Genomic DNA, 17,814 nt, shown 5'->3' with positions numbered 1-17,814 from the left:
GAGCCCCTATGCTGCGGCGATCAACCCGGTTTGTCGCTCGCCCCTACGCCCTAGTCCTCGCTTTGCCTGATCGCGCCCGGGAAACTTCGAAAACTTCGGGGTCTTACCTAGGGCATACGGCGGACGACTGGGCTAATATGTCGCAATATTTCCGTTATTTACCAAATGAATGAACCTGGCCGCCCGTGCCGGGCAGGGAGAGGCAAAGATGGACGCAGAAAACACGTTGCAGCTGGTGCTGGACGCCGGCACCAACGTCCTGTCGGCAATTTATACGCCCCCGCCACGCCCAGATCCCGACCCGACCCCCGACCCTGACCCCGCAGCCCTGCCCGCCAGCGAAGCCGAACACGGCAAGCGCGGCGACGATGCCCGGGAATCCGACACGGACATAGATGTGGCGGCCGATGACGCGGCGGCCGATGACGCGGCGGCCGAAGACGTGGGGGCCACTGTCGTAGAGGCCGAGACCGAAGTCGAGCCCGCCCCCATCATCAATACCGACATCCCCAGTTGGGAAACCCTGACCGCCGCCGCCATCGCCCAAGGCTGGAACGCCGACGCGCTGGACAACCACGCGGTGCTGGCCTTCATCGACCGCTGCCGCAGCGCCGCCGAGCCGGTCCAGTTTCCAGTGGGACAGGTGGTGGACGGCTCGTTCGAGCTGGAACTCGACCCCAATCGCATGACCGCGCTGCTGACCCTGCACCCACCCCGGGGCGGCCAGCCCGTTACGCTGGACGCGCTGCGCCAGGCCGTGGCCGACCGCGGCATCGTGCATGGCGTGCAGGAACAGGCGCTGGCAGAGGCCGTGGAAAAGGGAACCAGCGACACCGTCGTCATCGCCCAAGGCACGCCGCCCACCCGTGGTACCCCCACCCGTTTTGAAAGCCTGCTGGACCGCCTGAAGCCGCGCGCGCAGGAAATCGACGAGCTGGCCCAGGTGGACTACCGCGATCTCGGCAGCCTGCTGCTGGTGTCGCCGGGCACGCCCTTGATGCGCCGCTACCCGCCCCTGCCGGGCGTGGATGGCGTCAACGTGCTGGGCGAACCGGTGCTGCCGGACGAACTGCCCGACACGCCGTTCTCCAAGGACGTAAGCGGCGTGGCCGTGGACCCGGAAGACCCGCTGCTGCTGCGCGCGACCATCGCCGGCACGCCCACGCTGGTCAGCCACGGTGTGCAGGTGAACCCGATGGTTGAGGTGGATGCGGTCAACCTGTCCACCGGCAACATCACCTTTGAAGGCTCGCTGCAGGTGCGCGGCGACATCGCCGCGACCATGGAAGTGCGCGTGACGGGCGACGTGGTGGTCAACGGCACCATTGAGGCGGCGCTGGTGGAAGCGGGCGGCAGCGTCACGGTCAAGGGCGGCATCATTGGCATGGCTGAAGCCTTGCAAGACCCCGCCGCCACCGCGCGCACGGCCCACATCGTCTGTGGCGGCATGCTGCGCGCCAAGTTCATTGAAAACGCCATCATCAGCGCCGGGCAGGATGTGGAGGTTGAGCGCGAGATCCGCCAGAGCAGCATCGCGGCGGGCGGCAGCGTCAACGTCGGCCCGCCCAACACGCAGCAAAGCGCCATCACGGGCGGCCAGATCCGCGCGCTGAACGCCGTGCGCGCCGGCACCATCGGATCCCCCTCCGGCATTCCCACGCTGGTGCAAGCCGGCCTGGACCCGCATGCCGACATCAAGCGCTCGGCACTGACCCGCAAGCGCCTGAAGATGAACGAGGAAAAGGCCAAGCTGGAGCAACTGCTGATGTTCCTGCAGGCCAACCCGCAGCGCGCCCCCGGCGACGTGGTGGAGCGTGCCCGCAATACCCATGTGAAGCTGGGCAGCGACTTGCTGACGCTGGACGAAGAAGAATCCCAGTTGGTGCGCGACCTGCAACCGCTGCACACCGCCACCATCGCCGCCACGCGGCGCTTTTGCAGCGGGACGAAGATTCAGTTGGGCAACAAGATGCAGGAATTCCTGGAAGACCAGGTCGGCGGCAAGGCCGGGCTGGAGGAAGGCGAGATCGTCATACGCTGAGGCCGCGCCTTATCCCCTGGCCGCCCCTGAATAGCCCTACGAACCCCCCCGATCCGGCACCGCGCCTCAGGGCGCCAATTCCTTGAACCACACGCGCGGCGAAATGCCGCGGTCTGGCCCCAGGATGGAAAAGCCGCCGTCCACGGGGATGTCCACCCCCGTCATCCAGGACGCCGCGTCCGAACACGCGAAGCACACGGCGGCGGCGATTTCTTCGCCCGACCCCACCCGGCCCAATGGATGAAAGTGCGCGCCCACGGCGTCAGCCGCCTCGCGCGAGCCGCCTGACAACTGTTCCACCGACGGCGACCAGGTCCATGCCGGCGACACCGCCAGCACCCGCACGCCGGCCGGCGCCAGTTCCACCGCGAAGTTCTTCGTAATCTGCAACATCGCCGCCTTGGACGCCGGATACAGCGCGCGCCCCGCCGCGCCGAACTTGCCGCCCGTGCTGCCCATGTTGACCACCACGCCGCCGCGCGGCAGATGCGGCGCGGCCAACTGCGTGAAGATGGCGGCCGACACCAGATTCGTGTCCAGCGTCGCGTGCCATTCCTCGCGCGAGGAAGCCAACCCCCGGTCCGTGTACTGGCAGGCGTTGTTCACCAGGATGTCCAGGCGGCCAAAGCGTGCCAGCGCGGCGTCAATGCAACGTTGGATGTGCGCGTCGCTGCCGATGTCGGTTTCGCAAAAAAGCGCGCGTCCGTCCAGTTCCTGCTCAAGCGCCTGGCCGGCTTGCGCGTTGCGTCCCACCAGCACCACGTGGGCGCCGGCGGCCGCCAGGCCGCGCGCGATGTCGGCGCCCAGGCCCTGCGTGCTGCCGGTGATGATGGCCGTCTTGCCGGCCAAGCCGGGAAAGCCTGAAAAATCCATGAGTAGTCCTTGATCAGTGCGGCGCGGCGGCCCAGCGCACCGCTTGCGCCACCGAGCCCGTTTGCGCAATCAGGCGCATGCTGGCCAGCGAGGCCTCGTGCACGGCCGGGTCGGCGGCCGCGCAGGCGTCTTCGGCCACCATCACGTCAAAACCAATGTCGGCGGCATGGCGCACCGTGCCTTCCACCACGGAATGCGTGGCCACGCCCGCCACCACCAGCCGGCGCGCGCCAATCACGCGCAGTGTTTCTTCCAGCGGCGTGCCGTAGAACGCGCTGATGCGGGTGTGCTTCACGATGAACTCGCGCGGGCTGCCGGCCAAGGGCTGCAGGCCGTCATAGAACTCGCTGCCCCACTGACCTTCTGGCACCGCGCCAATGGCGGCCACGTTGCGAAAGATGGCGCAGTTGGGCAGCAGGTCGGCGTAGTCCGGGCGGAAGGCGATGCGCACATGCACGATGGGCATCGCCTGCGCACGCGCCGCGTCCAGCAAGGCGGCGGCGTTGTCCAGCAGACGCTGGCGCGCGCCCTTGTCGGCATCCAGCCCGACGCGGATCTTGCCGTCGGGATGCAGCACGTCGTTCTGATAGTGCAGCGCCAGCACCGCGGTGTCCGTCGTCATCAGACGAACACCTCGAACACGTCGTGCACGTCGTCGCAATTGACGAGGTCGACGCGCTTCATGCGGATGCGCCAGCTATCGCCATCGGCCGCCAGCTTGTGCGTGTAGCGGCCGGCCAGTTGGCGAGGTTGGCGCTTGCGCCATTCGGTCATCTGGAACGCGGAATGCACCACCAGGTTGCCACCCGCGTCCACGCCTTCCACCTGCACGCCGCCCACCAGGCGGACGCTGCGCGTGGGCGGCTGCTGCGACCAATTGCGCGGGTGTTCCAGGCGGCGGATGCGTACATCGCGCAGCATGCGGTCTTCCCAGAACAGCGAAATATGGTCGTACGGGCTTTGCTGGCCGTGCACGCGCGGCATCCAGTACATGCCGTCCTGCGTCCACAGCGCCTGCCAATCGTCATAGCGTCGCTCGTCCAGCAACCGCGCCTCGCGGTACAGGAATTGCGCAATGCGGTGGTAGGCGTCGGCGGGCACATCGGCAGGCGACAGCTCCAGGGTACCGACATCGAAATCCAGGTCTAGCAGCATGCGCCTTCTCCCGTGGCGGGCGCGTTCGACGCCGCGCCGGCTTCCATATAGGTCTTCCATGCGTGGAACTGGTTGCGCATGGGCAGTTCGCTGGTGCCGTTGACGGACACCATGCCGTCCGCGTCGCTGCGGTCACTGCCATGGTAGCGGTGCATGCTGACCCATTCGCCGCCGCGCGTGGCGTTGCCTTCCTGGCAGCGGTTGTAGAGCTCGATGTCGTCAGGCATGACGTTGGACGACGGCGAGTTGATGACGTTGGCATACAGCATCGCGCGCTTGAACACGCCGTCGGGCGCGCCCTTGCAGCGAAAGGTCTGGATCTCGATCAGCGTGCGATCCACGGCAATCGGGCGGATCACGCGGAACTGCTGGAACACCGTATGCGGCGAACCGCTGCCATAGATGACCGTGTTGTGGCGGTTCATGCCCAGGATCTCGCGGGCGCGTTCCTCGCCGTAGGCGGCGGCCAGCGTTTCAAAGTGCGCGCGCGAGACGGGGTCGCGTTCGGCGGCGCCCGGGTTGAAAATGCCTTCCATATAGCCGTGGCCGTTTTCGTAGGCGCGCAGCTCCAGCTTTTCCCAGAATTCGTAGGGCTCGCCGTTGCCGTCCATGATGTGCAGCTCAAGCGGCATTTCGCCCATTTCCTTGGCTTCATCGCGCGCGGCGGCGTAGGACGATTCATGCGTGACGCGGGCGTGCATCGTGTCGTGCAGGTTCTCGTAGAACACCTTCCAGTTCGACCGTTGCATCACGCGGAAGATACCGCCCGCCACTTCCACTTCGCCCACCGGCGAGCGGTCGCACAGGTTGTCGATGGACGAGCGCACGCCGCCCAGGAAGTCGACCAGCGCCGGGCCTGCCTTGGCCTGGCTGGCGAACACAAAACCGCGATAGCTTTCCACGCGCGCCAGCCGGCGCATCGAAAAACTCGGGTCGGTGGGGTCATACGACGTGCCTTCCAGGCCCTGCTTGAGCGGCACGCCCAGATGGCTGCCATCCAGCTTGAAGGTCCAGGCGTGATACGGGCAGCGGAAGAACTTGCCCACGCAGCCTTCGCCATCCGCCACCACCTTGGCGCCCTTGTGCGGGCAGCGGTTGTACAGCACGTGCACGCGGCCGTCGGACGCGCGCACCATCAGCACGTCCTGGTCGCCCACGCGGGTGGTGTGATAGTCACCCGTCTTGGGCACCTGGCTTTCATGGCCCACGTAGATCCAGGCGCGGCCATAGATGCGCTGCATTTCCAGGTCGAAGATGGCCGGGTCGGTGTAGACGCCGCGATGCACGCTGTCGCCACGCACCATCGCGGCCAGTTGTTGGTCGGTGTAAGACATGGGGTGCTCCTACTTGTTCTCGCTGTCTTTCCAGCGCGCCATCAACGTGTTCGACGGCAGGGTTTCGTCCAGCAGCTTGGCGGCGGTTTCGCGGCCGGCCACCGGCAACCCGGCGGGGTCCAAGAGGCCCACCTGCACCAGCACGCTGGCCTGGTCCCAATAGATGTGCTCGTGGTAGAGCTTGTCGCCCCGGAACTTCACGACAGCGATCAGCGGAATCTCAACCGTCCGGCCCGTGGGCGCCACGCCGGGCAGCATCCAGTCGATCTCGGTGGTGTGTGTGAAGCAGAACAGCAGTTCGTCCACGATCTGCGTGGCGCCCACCGTGCGCGACAGCGGAACCAGCCGCGTGTCGGGCGGGTTGCCGTTGACGAAATGGTGCTGGTAGAAGCGCGACAGTTCCTTGTGGCCCACGCCGCCCGTCATGGTGGGGATGTGGTTCACGTAGGGTTCGGCCACCATCGTGGCCATGGTGGCGGCCACGTCGCGCGTGCCGAATTCGTATTCGCAGTGCTTGTCCCACAAGTACGAATAATCGAACTCGGGGCCGATGGCGCGTTGCAACGCCGCCATGCTGCGCTGGTGCGCCATCAGTGCCGACGGTTTGTCGTAGTGCTCGCCACCCGTGCGGGCGAAGGCATGGTCCATGCCAGGGTACACATACAGTTCCACACCAGGTTTGCCGCCCAGTGCATCCAGGATGCGCTGGCGCGCAGCGGGCGGACAGAAGCCGTCCTGCTCGGCAATGTGCAGCACCAGGCGCCCGCGCAAGTTGGCCGCTTCGTCCAGGCTCTCTTCGATGCCGACACCGTAATAGCCCACGGCCACGTCCACGTCGGTACGGCAGGCGGCCAGGTAGGCCAGCTTGCCGCCCAGGCAGTAGCCCAGCACGCCAACGCCACCCTGTTGCTCGGGCATTTCGCGCAGCGCGGCGATAGTGGACGCGATGTCTTTCAGGCCCTGCTCAACGTCAAAGCCTTTGTAAAGCTCGAACGCGCGCGGCATGTCGGCAGGCCCGTCGGTCAGCTGAATGCCGGGCTGCTGGCGCCAGAACAGGTCGGGCACCAGCACTACATAGCCCTCTTCAGCCAGCAACTGCGCGGCGCGGCGCATGAAGTCATTCACGCCGAAGATTTCCTGGCACAGCACCAGCCCGGGGCCATGGCCCGAGGCGGGCACGGCCAGATAGGCGCTGAATGTCTTGCCATCGTGCGAGGGAATGGTCACCTCGCGCGTCGTGATTTGTTGAGTCATTCGGTTCTCCTGTATTGCGTAGTACGTGTCGCAAGATGCCTGTTGCGTGGCCGGCCGCCTATTTCATCTGGCAGGTGGCGGCAAACGGGTCCTGGTACTGGGTCAGCACCGTGCCCGACAGCTTGTTGGCCAGCTTGCCGTCCGCGCCCGCTTCCACGACGCGCAGGTAGTAGTTCTGGATGGGGTATTGGTTGCGGTTGAATTTGAAGTCGCCCCGCACCGATTTGAAATCCGCGCGTCGCAGTGCCGGACGCAGCGCGTCGGCGTCAAGCTTGCCGCCCGTTTGGCGCACGGCGCTGTCCAGCAGCATGGCAGCGTCATAGCCTTGCGAGGCGTACAGCGTGGGCGTGCGCTTGTAGGTCTTCTTGAAGTCTTCGACGAATTTGCGGTTGGCGGGGTTGTCCAGGTCAGCCGCCCATTGCGACGTGTTGCGCATGCCGGCAATCGGCGCGCCGACGGCCGCGATGGTGTCTTCGTCGCCCGAGAAGCCCGGCGCCAAGAGCGCGATGTCCTTGGACAGGCCCGCGCCGTTGAACTGCTTGATGAAGTTCACGCCCATGCCGCCGGGCAGGAAGAAGAAGACCGCATCGGGCTTGCTGGCACGCAAGCGCGAAATTTCAACGCCGTAGTCCAACTGGCCGAGCTGGGTGTAGATCTCTTCGGACAGGCCACCCTTGTACAGGCGTTTGAAACCCTTTAGCGATTCGCGGCCGCCCGGGTAGTCGGGCGCGATCAGCGCCACGCTCTTGTAGCCCTGGTCCGTGGCGTACTTGCCCATGGCGGCGGGAATGTCTTCGTTCTGCCAGGCCACCGCGAAGAAGTTGGGGTTACAGCCCGCGCCCGCGTAGTTTTCAGGGCCAGTATTGGTGCTGAGGTAAATGGTGTCAGACTGCAAAATCGCCGGCATCACGGGCAGCAGCACGTTGGAAAACACGATGCCCGTCATGACGTCCACGCGGTCGCGCTTGAGCAACCGTTCAACCGCCTGGCGGCCCGTGTCCGCTTTTTGCTGGTCGTCGGCCACCACGACCTCGGCGGGCAGCCCGCCCAACTTGCCGCCCGTATGCTGCAGCGCCAGATTGAAGCCGTCGCGGATCTCGTTGCCCAGCGCGGAACCCGGGCCGGACAGCGTTGTCAGCATGCCTACCTTGATCTTGTCAGCCGCCGAGGCGCTGGCCACGGCAGAGATACAGACCAGCGCCGCCAGCGCGCGCCGGCTCCAGAGATTTCGATTCATGGGCCACCTTCGATTCTGCCGCCAGCCGCGCTGGCGGAAAGCTGACAGATCCCGTCTGCCGTCGGTACACGCATGCCGCCGATCAAAGTCGCCAAGCTTACGCGCCGTGACGACGCCCTCCAATAGCTGCCGGGGAGAGCCTGCTGGCTAGCGTATGCCTCGCGGACGCGCCGCTCTATCCGAATACGCGCAGTCTTATCCGGGATTCACTTAATTCCAAAGCCTGGACAGTTAATTTATTCTGGGCGGCTGATACGGGAGCGTTCCCGTCCCGGAGGCACCCATGCACGGCTGGTCCCGACTCGAACTGGCGCCGCTATTCAAGCGGCGCGTGTTCAGCTCCACCCAACAGGACGAAACACGCACCCGCGTGTCGGAAGCGCTGAAGGAACACCGGCTGACCTGGAAGGCTGGCCGGGTGGACGCGGAACTGAACCGGGGCCGGTTCGGCTCGCTAACGGTCTGTACCTTGCGCTACGGCGCCGAAGTCCACATCGAACCCGACCGCCTGCAGGACTTCATGCTGGTGCAAGTGCCGTTGCGGGGCCGAGCGCGCATCGAATGCGGCAGCGACCACGTAGACGCCCACCCCGACTGCGCCGCCGTCATCGCGCCCAACCGCCCGGTGCGGCTGCACTGGGAGGCCGGCTGCGAACAACTGCTGTTGAAGATTCCGCGCGGCAAGCTCGAAGCCATGGGCCGCCGCGCCTTTGGCGACGCCGCCACGCTGGCGCTGGACTTCCACCCCGCCCTGCGCCTGGACAACCCGGTGGGCGCGGCCTGGCGCAGCATGGTCGCCAGCATGATCCACCTGCTGCCCACGCTGGACGACGGCGCGCGGCGCCCGCCCGCCGCCTGGTTGGAACACCTGGAAGACACGCTGGTGCTGCACCTGCTGTACAACCAGCCCAATAGCTGGCAAGCGCAGGCGGGGCAAGCCCAAGACCTGCCGCGCCGCCTGACGCTGGCCGAATCCTATATGCGCGAGCACCTGTCGGCCCCGCTGACACTGACGGACATCGCTCGCCATGCCGGCGCCAGCGCCACCGCGCTGACCCGCCTGTTCCAGGAACACCGCGACACCACGCCCATGCTGGCGCTGCGGTCGTTGCGGCTGGACACGGCCAGGCAGAAGCTGCGGGCGAACGCCCACGCCAGCGTGACCGAAGTCGCGCTGGGCGTGGGGTTTGGACATCTGGGAAGGTTCTCGGAGTATTACCGGGAACGGTTTGGAGAACTGCCGCGCGAGACGCGGCGTGGGCACGGGTAGGAGGCGCCCGGGAGACCTGAGAGCTCCCGGCGCTGTATAGCCATGGCCCGCACGGCTCAGGCCGCCGGCACCACCGCCGTCACTTCGATTTCCACCTTGGCGCGGTCCTCGACCAGATCAGCCACTTCCACCGCCGTCATCGCCGGGAAGTGCCGGCCGATGAATTCGCGATAGTGCTTGCCGATTGCCGGATACGCGGCCACATAGGCTTCTTTGTCGGTGACGTACCAGGTCATCCGCACGATGTGTTCGGGCTTGGCGCCGCCTTCGGCCAGGATGGCGACAATGTTCGACAGCGTCTGGCGGACCTGGTCCGCCAGGTCATCCGATTCGAATTGCTGCTGCCCATTCCACCCCACCTGCCCGCCCACGAACACGAGCTTGCTGCCCACCGTCATTTCGGTGAGCACACCATTCGAATAGCCCCGGGGCGCCATCCAATCCGGCGGTTGCAGAATCTTCATAACGTCTCATCCTATTTATAAAAAACAAACGACAGGGTGGTCTCGCGGCCTTACGCCGCGGGAACCAGATAAGCCTGCATGCGTTCCCGCAGGTCGGCAGGCATGGGCATGGACTTCATCGTCCGTAAATCCACCGTTACGATCGTCAGCGTGGCCGACAAGCGCAACTGTCCGTCCGGGCCTTCAAAGCGCACCAGCGCCTTGAAGGACGCGCCGCCAATGCGCTGTACTTCAAGCGTCTGGCGCAAGCGTTCATGCCAGCGGCTGGGCGCGCTGAAATCGCAGGTGACCGAGGCCATCGGCGTACCGATGTGCCGATCGACATGCAGCGCATGAAACGGCAGGCCCATGCCCTTGTCGAACCATTCCTCGACAAAGTCATTGATCATCTCGAAATAGCGCGGATAGAAGACAATGCCCGCCGGGTCGCAATGACGGAAGCGGACTTCTACCTGGCTGGTGAATGCTGCGGACATGATGATTTCCTGATTACTTATTTCAACGACCGGTTCAAGCCATCTGGCGCAACGCAAAGCGTTGCAGCTTGCCGGTTTCGGTGCGGGGCAGCGTCGCCACGAATTCGATGGCGCGCGGATATTTGTAGGGGGCAATGCTGGCTTTCACGAACGCCTGCATGTCGGCCACCAGCGCATCGCTGGGCGCAAAGCCCGGCTTGAGCACCACGAAGGCCTTGACCAACTGGCCGCGCTCGTCGTCCTGCGCCCCCACCACGCCGCATTCCGCCACGGCTTCGTGGCGCAGCAGCGCGTCTTCCACTTCGGGGCCGGCGATGTTGTAGCCCGCCGAGACGATCATGTCGTCGTTGCGCGCCTGGTAATACAGGTAGCCGTCGTCGTCCTGCATGAAGGTGTCGCCCGGCAGGTTCCAGCCCTGCTGCACGAAGCGGCGCTGGCGGTCGTCGGCCAGATAGCGGCAGCCCGTGGGGCCCTTGATGGCCAACCGGCCCACCGTGCCGTTGGGCACGGGCTTCATGTCGTCGTCCACCACCTGCGCCACATAGCCGGGTACGACCTTGCCGATGGCGCCGCGCTTGACGGCTTCGGGCGGGCTGGACACAAACACGTGGATCATTTCCGTGCCGCCGATGCCGTCGATCATTTCGATGCCGCTGGCCTCTTTCCACAACTGGCGCGTGGCATCCGGCAGCGCCTCGCCCGCCGACACGCTTTTCTTCAGCGAAGACAAATCGAACTTGCCGACCAGCGCGGCCATCTGGCGATAGAACGTCGGCGCGGTAAAGACGATGGTGGCGCGGAAGTCCTGGATCAGTTCCAGCAGGCTTTCCGGCGACAGCTTTTCGGCCAGCACGGTGCTGGCGCCCACGCGCAAGGGAAAGCACAGCAGGCCGCCCAGGCCGAACGTGAACGCCAGCGGCGGCGTGCCGCAGAAGATGTCGTCGGGACCGGGCTTGATCACATGCTTGGGGAACAGGTCGCACATCGCCAGCACGTCGCGATGAAAGTGCATGCAGCCCTTGGGCGAACCCGTGGTGCCGCTGGTAAAGGCGATCAGGCAGACGTCATCGGCAGCGGTGTCGCAGGCGGTGAAATCGTCAGGCTTGGCGGCGGCCAACGCGTCCAGCGCATCGGGCGCGGCATCGTTGAAGACCATCACCTGGGTCAACTGCGGGCAGTGATGCTCGTGGTCAGGTTCAACGCAGAACCCGGCCTCTTCTTTCAGGCGCGCATCGCACAGCACGGCCTGGATCTGGGCCTTCTCGATGATCTGCTTGAGTTCCTTGGCGCGCAGCAGCGGCATCGTGGGCACCGTCACCAAACCCGCCTTGATCGCCGCCAGCCACGAGGCCGCCATCATCGGGTTGTTCGGCCCGCGCAGCAGCAGGCGGTTGCCGGGGACCAGACCCATGTCTTCGGTCAGCACGCGCGCAATGCGGTTGGTCAGCGTGGCCAGTTCGCGATAGGTCATCGTGGCGGGCTTGTCGCCGTCGCGCCAGCGCAGCGCCACGCGGTCGGCAAAGCCGCGTTCGGCCATGGCGTCCACCAATTCAACGGCGCAGTTGAAACGCTTGGGGTAGGCCACGTCGGGGCCATCAAGCAGGAATTCAGGCCATTGTTCGCCCGGGGGCAGGTTGTCCCGGGCGAAGGTGTCGGTGTGGGCGGATACTTCCATGAAATTCCCCTTGCTTGTGCGGTGTGGTTTGCTGTGCTGATGGCGAGAGCTCGATGGCCCTTTACGCCTTCAGCAGTTCACGGGCGATGATCAACTTCTGCACTTCGGTGGCGCCTTCGTAAATACGCAGCGCTCTGATTTCCCTGTAAAGCTTCTCCACCGGCATCCCCGACACCACGCCCGCGCCGCCAAACATCTGCAAGGCGCGGTCGATCACGGTCTGCGCCGATTCCGTGGCCATCATCTTGGCCATCGCGGCTTCGCGCGTGGTGCGCAGCTTTTGCACGTCGCGCATCCACGCGGCGCGATACGTCAACAGCGCCGAGGCGTCGATGGCGGTGGCCATGTCGCCCAGCGCGGCTTGCGTCAATTGCAGGTCGGCCAGTGTCTGGCCGAACATGCGGCGCGACTTGGCGCGCGCCAAGCCTTCGTCCAGCGCGCGGCGGGCGAACCCCAGCGCGGCCGCCGCCACCGAGGCGCGGAAAATATCCAGCGTCATCATGGCCAGCTTGAAGCCCTGGCCCGCATCGCCCAGGCGATGCGAGGCCGGAATGCGGCAGTGGTCGAAGGTGATCGTGGCCAGCGGATGCGGGGCGATCAGTTCGATGCGTTCGCTGACCTCGAAGCCCGGGGTATCGGCATCCACCACGAAGGCGCTGATGCCGCGCGCGCCCGGTGCTTCGCCGGTGCGGGCAAAGACCACGTAGAAGTCCGCGATGCCGCCGTTGGAAATCCAGGTCTTGGCGCCGTTCAGCACGTAGTGGTCACCATCCGCCTTGGCCTCGCAGGCGAGTGCCGCCACGTCCGAGCCCGCGTCGGGTTCAGACAGCGCGAAGGCGGCAATGGCTTCACCGCGCGCCACGCGCGGCAGGTAGTGCTGGCGCAGTTCGTCAGAGCCCATCAAGGAGATGGCGCCGCTGCCCAGGCCCTGCATGGCGAAGGCAAAGTCCGCCAGGCCTTCGTGGCGGGCGAAGGTTTCGCGCAGGATGCAGACGGCGCGGGAATCGACTTCCGGCAACGCGCCGCCCCAGGCTCCGCCCGGGCCGCCCGCGACCGCATAGCGCAGCCAGCCGGCCTGGCCCATGGCCTTGACCAGTTTCTTGCAGGCCGCGTCGGCGTCGTGATGATCCACGTCGCCCAAGGACGCTTCGCACCAGGCGTCGACCTCGTGCGCCAGCTTGCGGTGCGCGTCGTCAAAAAAGGGCCAGTCCAGCCAGCTTGCATCACGCATCATCAGTTCCCCTCGAAGACGGGCTTTTGCTTGACCACGAAGGCCTCGTAGGCGCGGTGGAAGTCGCGCGTCTGCATGCAAATGGCCTGGGCCTCGGCTTCGGCCTCGATGGCCTCGTCCACGCCCATATTCCATTCCTGGTGCAACAGCTTCTTGGTGACGCCGTGCGCGAAGGTGGGGCCGGCGGCTAGTTGCGCGGCCAGCGTCTGCGCGGCCTCGGCCAGCTTGGCGGAATCGTGCAACGCGTTGAAGAAACCCCAGCTTGCGCCTTCGTCCGCCGTCATGGCGCGGCCGGTGTACAGCAATTCAGAGGCGCGACCCTGGCCGATCATGCGCGGCAGCAAGGTGCAGGCGCCCATGTCGGCGCCGGCCAAGCCCACGCGGGTGAACAGGAAAGCGGTGCGCGCGGCGGGCGTGCCCAAGCGCATGTCGGCGGCCAGCGCCACCATGGCGCCCGCGCCCGCGCACACGCCGTCCACCGCCGCCAAGATGGGCTGCGGGCAGGCGCGCATGGCCTTGACCAGATCGCCCGTCATGCGAGTGAAGTCCAGCAGTTCGGGCATGCTCATCTTGGTCAGCGGCCCGATGATTTCATGCACATCGCCGCCCGAGCAGAAGTTGCCGCCCGCGCCCGTCACCACCACCACCTTCACATCAGTGGCATACACCAGCGAGCGGAACAGGTCGCGCAGTTCGGCGTAGGAATCGAACGTCAACGGGTTCTTGCGTTCGGGCCGGTTCAGCGTCACCGTGCCGATCTTGCCGTCGGCCGACACCTCCCACAGGAACGTCTTGGCGGGGTAGCCGGCCAGCGGGCGCTTGTGGTGCTTCATGGTGTGCTCTTCGGACTGGGTGCTCATGGTGTCTCCGTTCGTTATCCAGGGGTTGATGGGGCGCCGGGCTCAGCCGGTCATCACTTCGCCGCCGTCCACGGCGATCGCCTGCCCATTGACCGAGGCAGAGGCCGGCAGCGCCAGCCAGGCCACGGTTTCGGCCACTTCCTCGGGCTGCACCAGGCGGCCTTGGGGGTTGCGCTCGGCCAGCTTGGCGCGGGCGGCGTCCGGCGTCATGCCGGTCTTTTCCACGATGTTGGCGACCGCGCCGCGCACGATGTCGGTCTCGGTATAACCGGGGCAGACGGCGTTGACGGTGACGCCCTTTTGCGCCGTTTCCAGCGCCAGCGAGCGGGTCAGCCCGATCACGCCGTGCTTGGCAGCGCAGTACGCGCTGACATAGCCGTAGCCGATCAGGCCGGCGGTGCTGGCCACGTTGATGACGCGGCCCCACTTTTCTTGCAGCATGCCGGGCAGCGCGGCCTGGATGCAGTGAAACGTGCCGGTCAGGTTGACCGCAATCATCTGGTGCCAGAGCGCGGCGTCGGTGCGGTCAAAGCGTTGGCTGACGGCTTGGCCGGCGTTGTTCACCAGCACCAGCACCGGGCCGAATTCGGTTTCGGCCTGGGCAAAGGCGGCACGCACCGAGGCTTCGTCCGCGATGTCGGCGCTAACCGCCTGTACCTGCCCCAGGCTGGCCAGGCTGTCGGCGGCGGCATCCAGCGCCGCGCCATCGCGGCCCAGCAGCGTGACGCGCGCGCCGCGCGCCAGCAGCGCCCGCGCGCTGGCCAGCCCGATGCCGCGCGCGCCGCCCGTCACCAGCGCGTGGCGTCCGGCCAAGGGTTGCGCAAGACTCGTCATTTGATGTCCAGTTGCGCCATGGCGGCGGCGCGTTCGAAGTTCGTTTCCAGTTGGCGCTTGCCCGCGAAATACTGGCTGGGCCAGGCCACGTCACGGTAGCCCACGCGGGCGGCTTCGCGCAGCGTCCAGGAAGCGTCGGCCAAGTGGGGACGCGCCAGCGCGCAGAGGTCGGCACGGCCCGACGCGATGATGGCGTTGGCGTGGTCGGCTTCGAAGATGGCGCCCACCGCAATGGTGGGGATGCCCGCTTCGTTGCGCACGCGGTCGGCGAACGGGGTCTGGAACATGCGGCCGTAGACGGGCTTTTCTTCCTTGCTGACCTGGCCGGACGAGCAGTCGATCATGTCGGCGCCGGCGGCCTTGAAGTAGCGCGCGATTTCCACCGCGTCATCGGCGGTGATGCCGCCTTCGACCCAGTCGCTGGCGGAAATGCGCACCGACATGGGCTTGTCTTCGGGCCAGACGGCGCGCACGGCCTTGAATACTTCCAGCGGGTAGCGCAGGCGGTTTTCCAGGCTGCCGCCGTATTCGTCGTCACGGTGGTTGGTCAGCGGCGAGATGAAGCTGGACAGCAGGTAGCCGTGGGCGCAGTGCAGTTCCAGCCAGTCAAAACCGGCCTGCTCGGCGCGGCGGGCGGCGGCAACGAAGTTGTCGCGCGCGTCGTCCATGTCGGCGCGCGTCATGGCGCGCGGCGTTTGCGACACGCCTTCGATGTATGGCAAGGCAGACGCCGACAGCAGCGGCCAATTGCCTTCGGCCAGGGGGTGATCGATTTTCTGCCAGCCCAGTTGCGTGGAGCCCTTGCGGCCGGCATGGCCCAGCTGCACGCCGATGCGGGCGTCGCTATTGCCGTGCACAAAATCCACGATGCGGGTAAATGCCTGCGCCTGTTCGTCGTTCCACAAGCCCGGGCAGCCCGGGGTGATGCGGCCGTCCGGCGACACGCAGGTCATTTCCACCATGACCAGGCCGGCGCCGCCCATGGCGCGCGCGCCCAGGTGCACCAGGTGAAAGTCGCCCGGCACGCCGTCGTTGCAGGAATACATGGCCATCGGGGACACCAGAATGCGGTTCTTCAACCGCACGCCGCGCGCCTGGTACGGCGTCAGCATCGGGATGGCGGGGCGCTGGCCGGGAGCCGCCGGCGCGCCAGCGCGTTCAGCGATCCAGCGCTCAAAGCCTTCCAGCCAGGCCGGGTCGCGCAAGCGCAGGTTTTCGTGCGAGATGCGCTGCGAGCGGGTCAGCAGCGAATAGGCGAATTGCTCGGGTTCGAGTTCGGCGTAGCGCTCGACGTTTTCGAACCATTCGGTGGAGTTGCGGGCGGCGTTCTGAATCTTCAGGACTTCGACGCTACGCACTTCCTCGTAGTGCTTCAGGCCCGCTTCCACACTGCCTTCGGCGCCGCTCAGGCAGCGCGCGAGTTCGATGGAATCCTCAAGCGCCAATTTGGTGCCGGAGCCGATCGAGAAGTGCGCGGTGTGCGCGGCATCGCCCATCAGCACGACGGGCACGCGGCGCTGGCCGCGCGCGGTGTCCAGCGTGTTCCAGTGCACCCAGGTGTTGCAGATGACGCGCGGGAAACGAATCCAGATGGCGGACCCGCGCAGGTGCGTGGCGTTGCTGATCAGCGCATTGCCGTCCAGCCAGGGCGCGAACAGCTTTTCGCAGTAGGCAATGCCGTCTTCCTGGCTCATCTGCTCGATGCCGGCAGCCTGCCAGGTTTCCTCGGGCGTTTCGACGATAAAGGTCGACATGCCGTCTTCGTAGCGGTAGGCATGCGCCTGGAACCAGCCGTGTTCGGTCTGGACGAAGGCGAAGGTGAAGGCGTCGAACACCTTTTTGGTGCCCAGCCAGACGAAGCGGCAACGGCGCTGATCGATGTCGGGGTGGAAGGTGTCGGCGTAGCGGGTACGGACCTGGCTGTTGATGCCGTCGGAGGCAATGACGAGGTCGGCGTCGTATTCGCGGGCGATGGCCTGGTCGTCCTGGACGAAGTTTTCAAACACCAGCTTCACGCCCACGTCTTCGCAACGCGCCTGCAGGATGTTCAGCAGCTTCTTGCGGCCAATGCCGATAAAGCCGTGGCCGCTGCTGCGGATGCTGCGGCCTTTGAAATGGATGTCGATGTCATCCCAATGGTTGAACGCGTCGCCAATGGTCTGAGCGGAAACGGGGTCTGCCTCGCGCAGGTTCTGCATGGTGGCGTCGGAGAACACCACGCCCCATCCAAAAGTGTCATACGGACGATTGCGTTCGATGACGGTGACGTCGTTGGCGGGGTTCTGCAGTTTCATGAGCAGACCGAAATACAGGCCGGCGGGACCGCCGCCGATGCAGACTATTTTCATTGCCGTAACGCTCCGAGGTACGCGACAGTCGCTCATTTATCGGGAGCGGGGCGCCGCGGATATTTAGGTCTGGATAGTTTAGGCTTGAAATATATACCCGAAGCGGGGGCTTCGCAAATGGGGGAAAGCTATTAGGGGGGGTGAAATGGGGGACGCTTTGGTGGCGGGGGAAGAGATGGGTTACGTGCGCTGGGCATCGGAATTCGCGGGGCGGCCTTCCCGCACTTCACCCATCCTACGTGAGCCGGACCGGCGCCCGTAGGATGGGTGTAGCGCGCACACATGAAGAGAAGAACAACAGCCCACAGCGCGCAAACCCATCAGCGGTGCCCAGAACCGAAACCCCGCCCGACGCGGCCACGTAGGATGGGTGTGGCGCGCACACATGAAGAGAAGAACAACAGCCCCCAGCGCGCGAACCCATCAGCGGTGCCAGAACCGAAACCCCGCCCGACGCGGCCACGTAGGATGGGTGTGGCGCGCACACATGAAGAGAAGAACAACAGCCCCCAGCGCGCAAACCCATCAGCGGTGCCCAGAACCGAACCCCCGCCCGACGCGGCCACGTAGGATGGGTGTGGCGCGCACACATGAAGAGAAGAACAACAGCCCCCAGCGCGCGAACCCATCAGCGGTGCCAGAACCGAAGCACCGTGTGACGCGGCCACGTAGGATGGGTGTGGCGCGCACACATGAAGAGAAGAACAACAGCCCCCAGCGCGCAAACCCATCAGCGGTGCCCAGAACCAAAACCCCGCCCGA

15 protein-coding genes are annotated in these 17,814 nt (G+C 65.8%); 2 read left to right on the top strand and 13 right to left on the bottom strand.

The window, feature by feature from the left end:
• Positions 1-208 precede the first annotated feature (208 nt).
• Positions 209-2,041 carry a DUF342 domain-containing protein gene (locus P8T11_RS22655; protein ID WP_268079913.1) on the top strand — a complete coding sequence of 611 codons (1,833 nt, stop codon included), beginning with the start codon at positions 209-211 and terminating at the stop codon, positions 2,039-2,041.
• Positions 2,042-2,107: 66 nt separating this feature from the next.
• Here the strand turns inward: P8T11_RS22655 and P8T11_RS22650 are convergent, their stop codons facing one another.
• Genes P8T11_RS22650 through P8T11_RS22625 form a run of 6 tightly spaced genes read right to left on the bottom strand, consistent with a single transcriptional unit; the run spans position 2,108 to position 7,894 of the window.
• Positions 2,108-2,914, bottom strand: a complete 807-nt coding sequence (locus tag P8T11_RS22650) for an SDR family oxidoreductase (protein WP_268079914.1) — start codon at positions 2,912-2,914, stop codon at positions 2,108-2,110.
• 13 nt (positions 2,915-2,927) lie between these two features.
• The gene (locus tag P8T11_RS22645; RefSeq protein ID WP_268079915.1) at positions 2,928-3,536 is read right to left on the bottom strand and encodes a cysteine hydrolase family protein; all 609 of its coding nucleotides are present in this window, start codon (positions 3,534-3,536) and stop codon (positions 2,928-2,930) included.
• Positions 3,536-4,069, bottom strand: coding sequence for an aromatic-ring-hydroxylating dioxygenase subunit beta (locus P8T11_RS22640; RefSeq protein ID WP_268079917.1), 534 nt, complete (start codon positions 4,067-4,069; stop codon positions 3,536-3,538). The genes P8T11_RS22645 and P8T11_RS22640 overlap by 1 nt, the downstream gene beginning before the upstream one ends.
• Positions 4,060-5,403 (bottom strand): aromatic ring-hydroxylating dioxygenase subunit alpha, encoded by a 1,344-nt coding sequence (locus tag P8T11_RS22635; RefSeq protein WP_268079918.1) that lies wholly within the window; start codon positions 5,401-5,403, stop codon positions 4,060-4,062. The genes P8T11_RS22640 and P8T11_RS22635 overlap by 10 nt, the downstream gene beginning before the upstream one ends.
• A gap of 9 nt (positions 5,404-5,412) precedes the next feature.
• A complete protein-coding gene (locus P8T11_RS22630; RefSeq protein ID WP_268079919.1) occupies positions 5,413-6,657 on the bottom strand; it encodes a dienelactone hydrolase family protein in 1,245 nt (414 codons plus the stop codon).
• 58 nt (positions 6,658-6,715) lie between these two features.
• Positions 6,716-7,894: an ABC transporter substrate-binding protein gene (locus P8T11_RS22625; protein ID WP_268079920.1), complete on the bottom strand. Its 1,179-nt coding sequence runs from the start codon at positions 7,892-7,894 to the stop codon at positions 6,716-6,718.
• A 283-nt stretch (positions 7,895-8,177) separates the two neighbouring features.
• Here P8T11_RS22625 and P8T11_RS22620 point away from each other — a divergent pair, with 283 nt between their 5' ends.
• A complete protein-coding gene (locus P8T11_RS22620) occupies positions 8,178-9,164 on the top strand; it encodes an AraC family transcriptional regulator (RefSeq protein WP_268079921.1) in 987 nt (328 codons plus the stop codon).
• Between the two features lie 56 nt (positions 9,165-9,220).
• Here the strand turns inward: P8T11_RS22620 and P8T11_RS22615 are convergent, their stop codons facing one another.
• From P8T11_RS22615 to P8T11_RS22585, 7 genes are all read right to left on the bottom strand, one after another.
• Positions 9,221-9,628, bottom strand: a complete 408-nt coding sequence (locus P8T11_RS22615) for a RidA family protein (RefSeq protein ID WP_006217230.1) — start codon at positions 9,626-9,628, stop codon at positions 9,221-9,223.
• A 50-nt stretch (positions 9,629-9,678) separates the two neighbouring features.
• Positions 9,679-10,104, bottom strand: a complete 426-nt coding sequence (locus P8T11_RS22610; RefSeq protein ID WP_050447059.1) for an acyl-CoA thioesterase — start codon at positions 10,102-10,104, stop codon at positions 9,679-9,681.
• 34 nt (positions 10,105-10,138) lie between these two features.
• Complete coding sequence (locus P8T11_RS22605; protein ID WP_268079923.1) at positions 10,139-11,779, bottom strand: AMP-binding protein; 1,641 nt, start codon at positions 11,777-11,779, stop codon at positions 10,139-10,141.
• 61 nt (positions 11,780-11,840) lie between these two features.
• Positions 11,841-13,010, bottom strand: a complete 1,170-nt coding sequence (locus tag P8T11_RS22600) for an acyl-CoA dehydrogenase family protein (RefSeq protein ID WP_268082291.1) — start codon at positions 13,008-13,010, stop codon at positions 11,841-11,843.
• Between the two features lie 2 nt (positions 13,011-13,012).
• Positions 13,013-13,870, bottom strand: a complete 858-nt coding sequence (locus tag P8T11_RS22595) for an enoyl-CoA hydratase family protein (protein ID WP_268079925.1) — start codon at positions 13,868-13,870, stop codon at positions 13,013-13,015.
• A gap of 42 nt (positions 13,871-13,912) precedes the next feature.
• Entirely contained in the window at positions 13,913-14,704 is a 792-nt protein-coding gene (locus P8T11_RS22590) for an SDR family NAD(P)-dependent oxidoreductase (RefSeq protein WP_268079926.1), read from the bottom strand.
• The gene (locus P8T11_RS22585) at positions 14,701-17,052 is read right to left on the bottom strand and encodes a bifunctional salicylyl-CoA 5-hydroxylase/oxidoreductase (RefSeq protein WP_268079927.1); all 2,352 of its coding nucleotides are present in this window, start codon (positions 17,050-17,052) and stop codon (positions 14,701-14,703) included. Before P8T11_RS22585 ends, P8T11_RS22590 begins: the two co-directional genes overlap by 4 nt.
• Positions 17,053-17,814: the final 762 nt, after the last annotated feature.

The organism is Achromobacter spanius (assembly GCF_029637605.1).
Taxonomy (GTDB): domain Bacteria; phylum Pseudomonadota; class Gammaproteobacteria; order Burkholderiales; family Burkholderiaceae_B; genus Achromobacter; species Achromobacter spanius_E.
This window is presented reverse-complemented; position numbering and strand designations above follow the sequence as displayed.

Bases quoted from the DNA above. Each gene is read 5' to 3' on its own strand.
- P8T11_RS22655 (WP_268079913.1), top strand. From the start codon at position 209: ATGGACGCAGAAAACACGTTGCAGCTGGTGCTGGACGCCGGCACCAAC.
- P8T11_RS22650 (WP_268079914.1), bottom strand. From the start codon at position 2,914: ATGGATTTTTCAGGCTTTCCCGGCTTGGCCGGCAAGACGGCCATCATC.
- P8T11_RS22645 (WP_268079915.1), bottom strand. From the start codon at position 3,536: ATGACGACGGACACCGCGGTGCTGGCGCTGCACTATCAGAACGACGTG.
- P8T11_RS22640 (WP_268079917.1), bottom strand. From the start codon at position 4,069: ATGCTGCTAGACCTGGATTTCGATGTCGGTACCCTGGAGCTGTCGCCT.
- P8T11_RS22635 (WP_268079918.1), bottom strand. From the start codon at position 5,403: ATGTCTTACACCGACCAACAACTGGCCGCGATGGTGCGTGGCGACAGC.
- P8T11_RS22630 (WP_268079919.1), bottom strand. From the start codon at position 6,657: ATGACTCAACAAATCACGACGCGCGAGGTGACCATTCCCTCGCACGAT.
- P8T11_RS22625 (WP_268079920.1), bottom strand. From the start codon at position 7,894: ATGAATCGAAATCTCTGGAGCCGGCGCGCGCTGGCGGCGCTGGTCTGT.
- P8T11_RS22620 (WP_268079921.1), top strand. From the start codon at position 8,178: ATGCACGGCTGGTCCCGACTCGAACTGGCGCCGCTATTCAAGCGGCGC.
- P8T11_RS22615 (WP_006217230.1), bottom strand. From the start codon at position 9,628: ATGAAGATTCTGCAACCGCCGGATTGGATGGCGCCCCGGGGCTATTCG.
- P8T11_RS22610 (WP_050447059.1), bottom strand. From the start codon at position 10,104: ATGTCCGCAGCATTCACCAGCCAGGTAGAAGTCCGCTTCCGTCATTGC.
- P8T11_RS22605 (WP_268079923.1), bottom strand. From the start codon at position 11,779: ATGGAAGTATCCGCCCACACCGACACCTTCGCCCGGGACAACCTGCCC.
- P8T11_RS22600 (WP_268082291.1), bottom strand. From the start codon at position 13,010: ATGCGTGATGCAAGCTGGCTGGACTGGCCCTTTTTTGACGACGCGCAC.
- P8T11_RS22595 (WP_268079925.1), bottom strand. From the start codon at position 13,870: ATGAGCACCCAGTCCGAAGAGCACACCATGAAGCACCACAAGCGCCCG.
- P8T11_RS22590 (WP_268079926.1), bottom strand. From the start codon at position 14,704: ATGACGAGTCTTGCGCAACCCTTGGCCGGACGCCACGCGCTGGTGACG.
- P8T11_RS22585 (WP_268079927.1), bottom strand. From the start codon at position 17,052: ATGAAAATAGTCTGCATCGGCGGCGGTCCCGCCGGCCTGTATTTCGGT.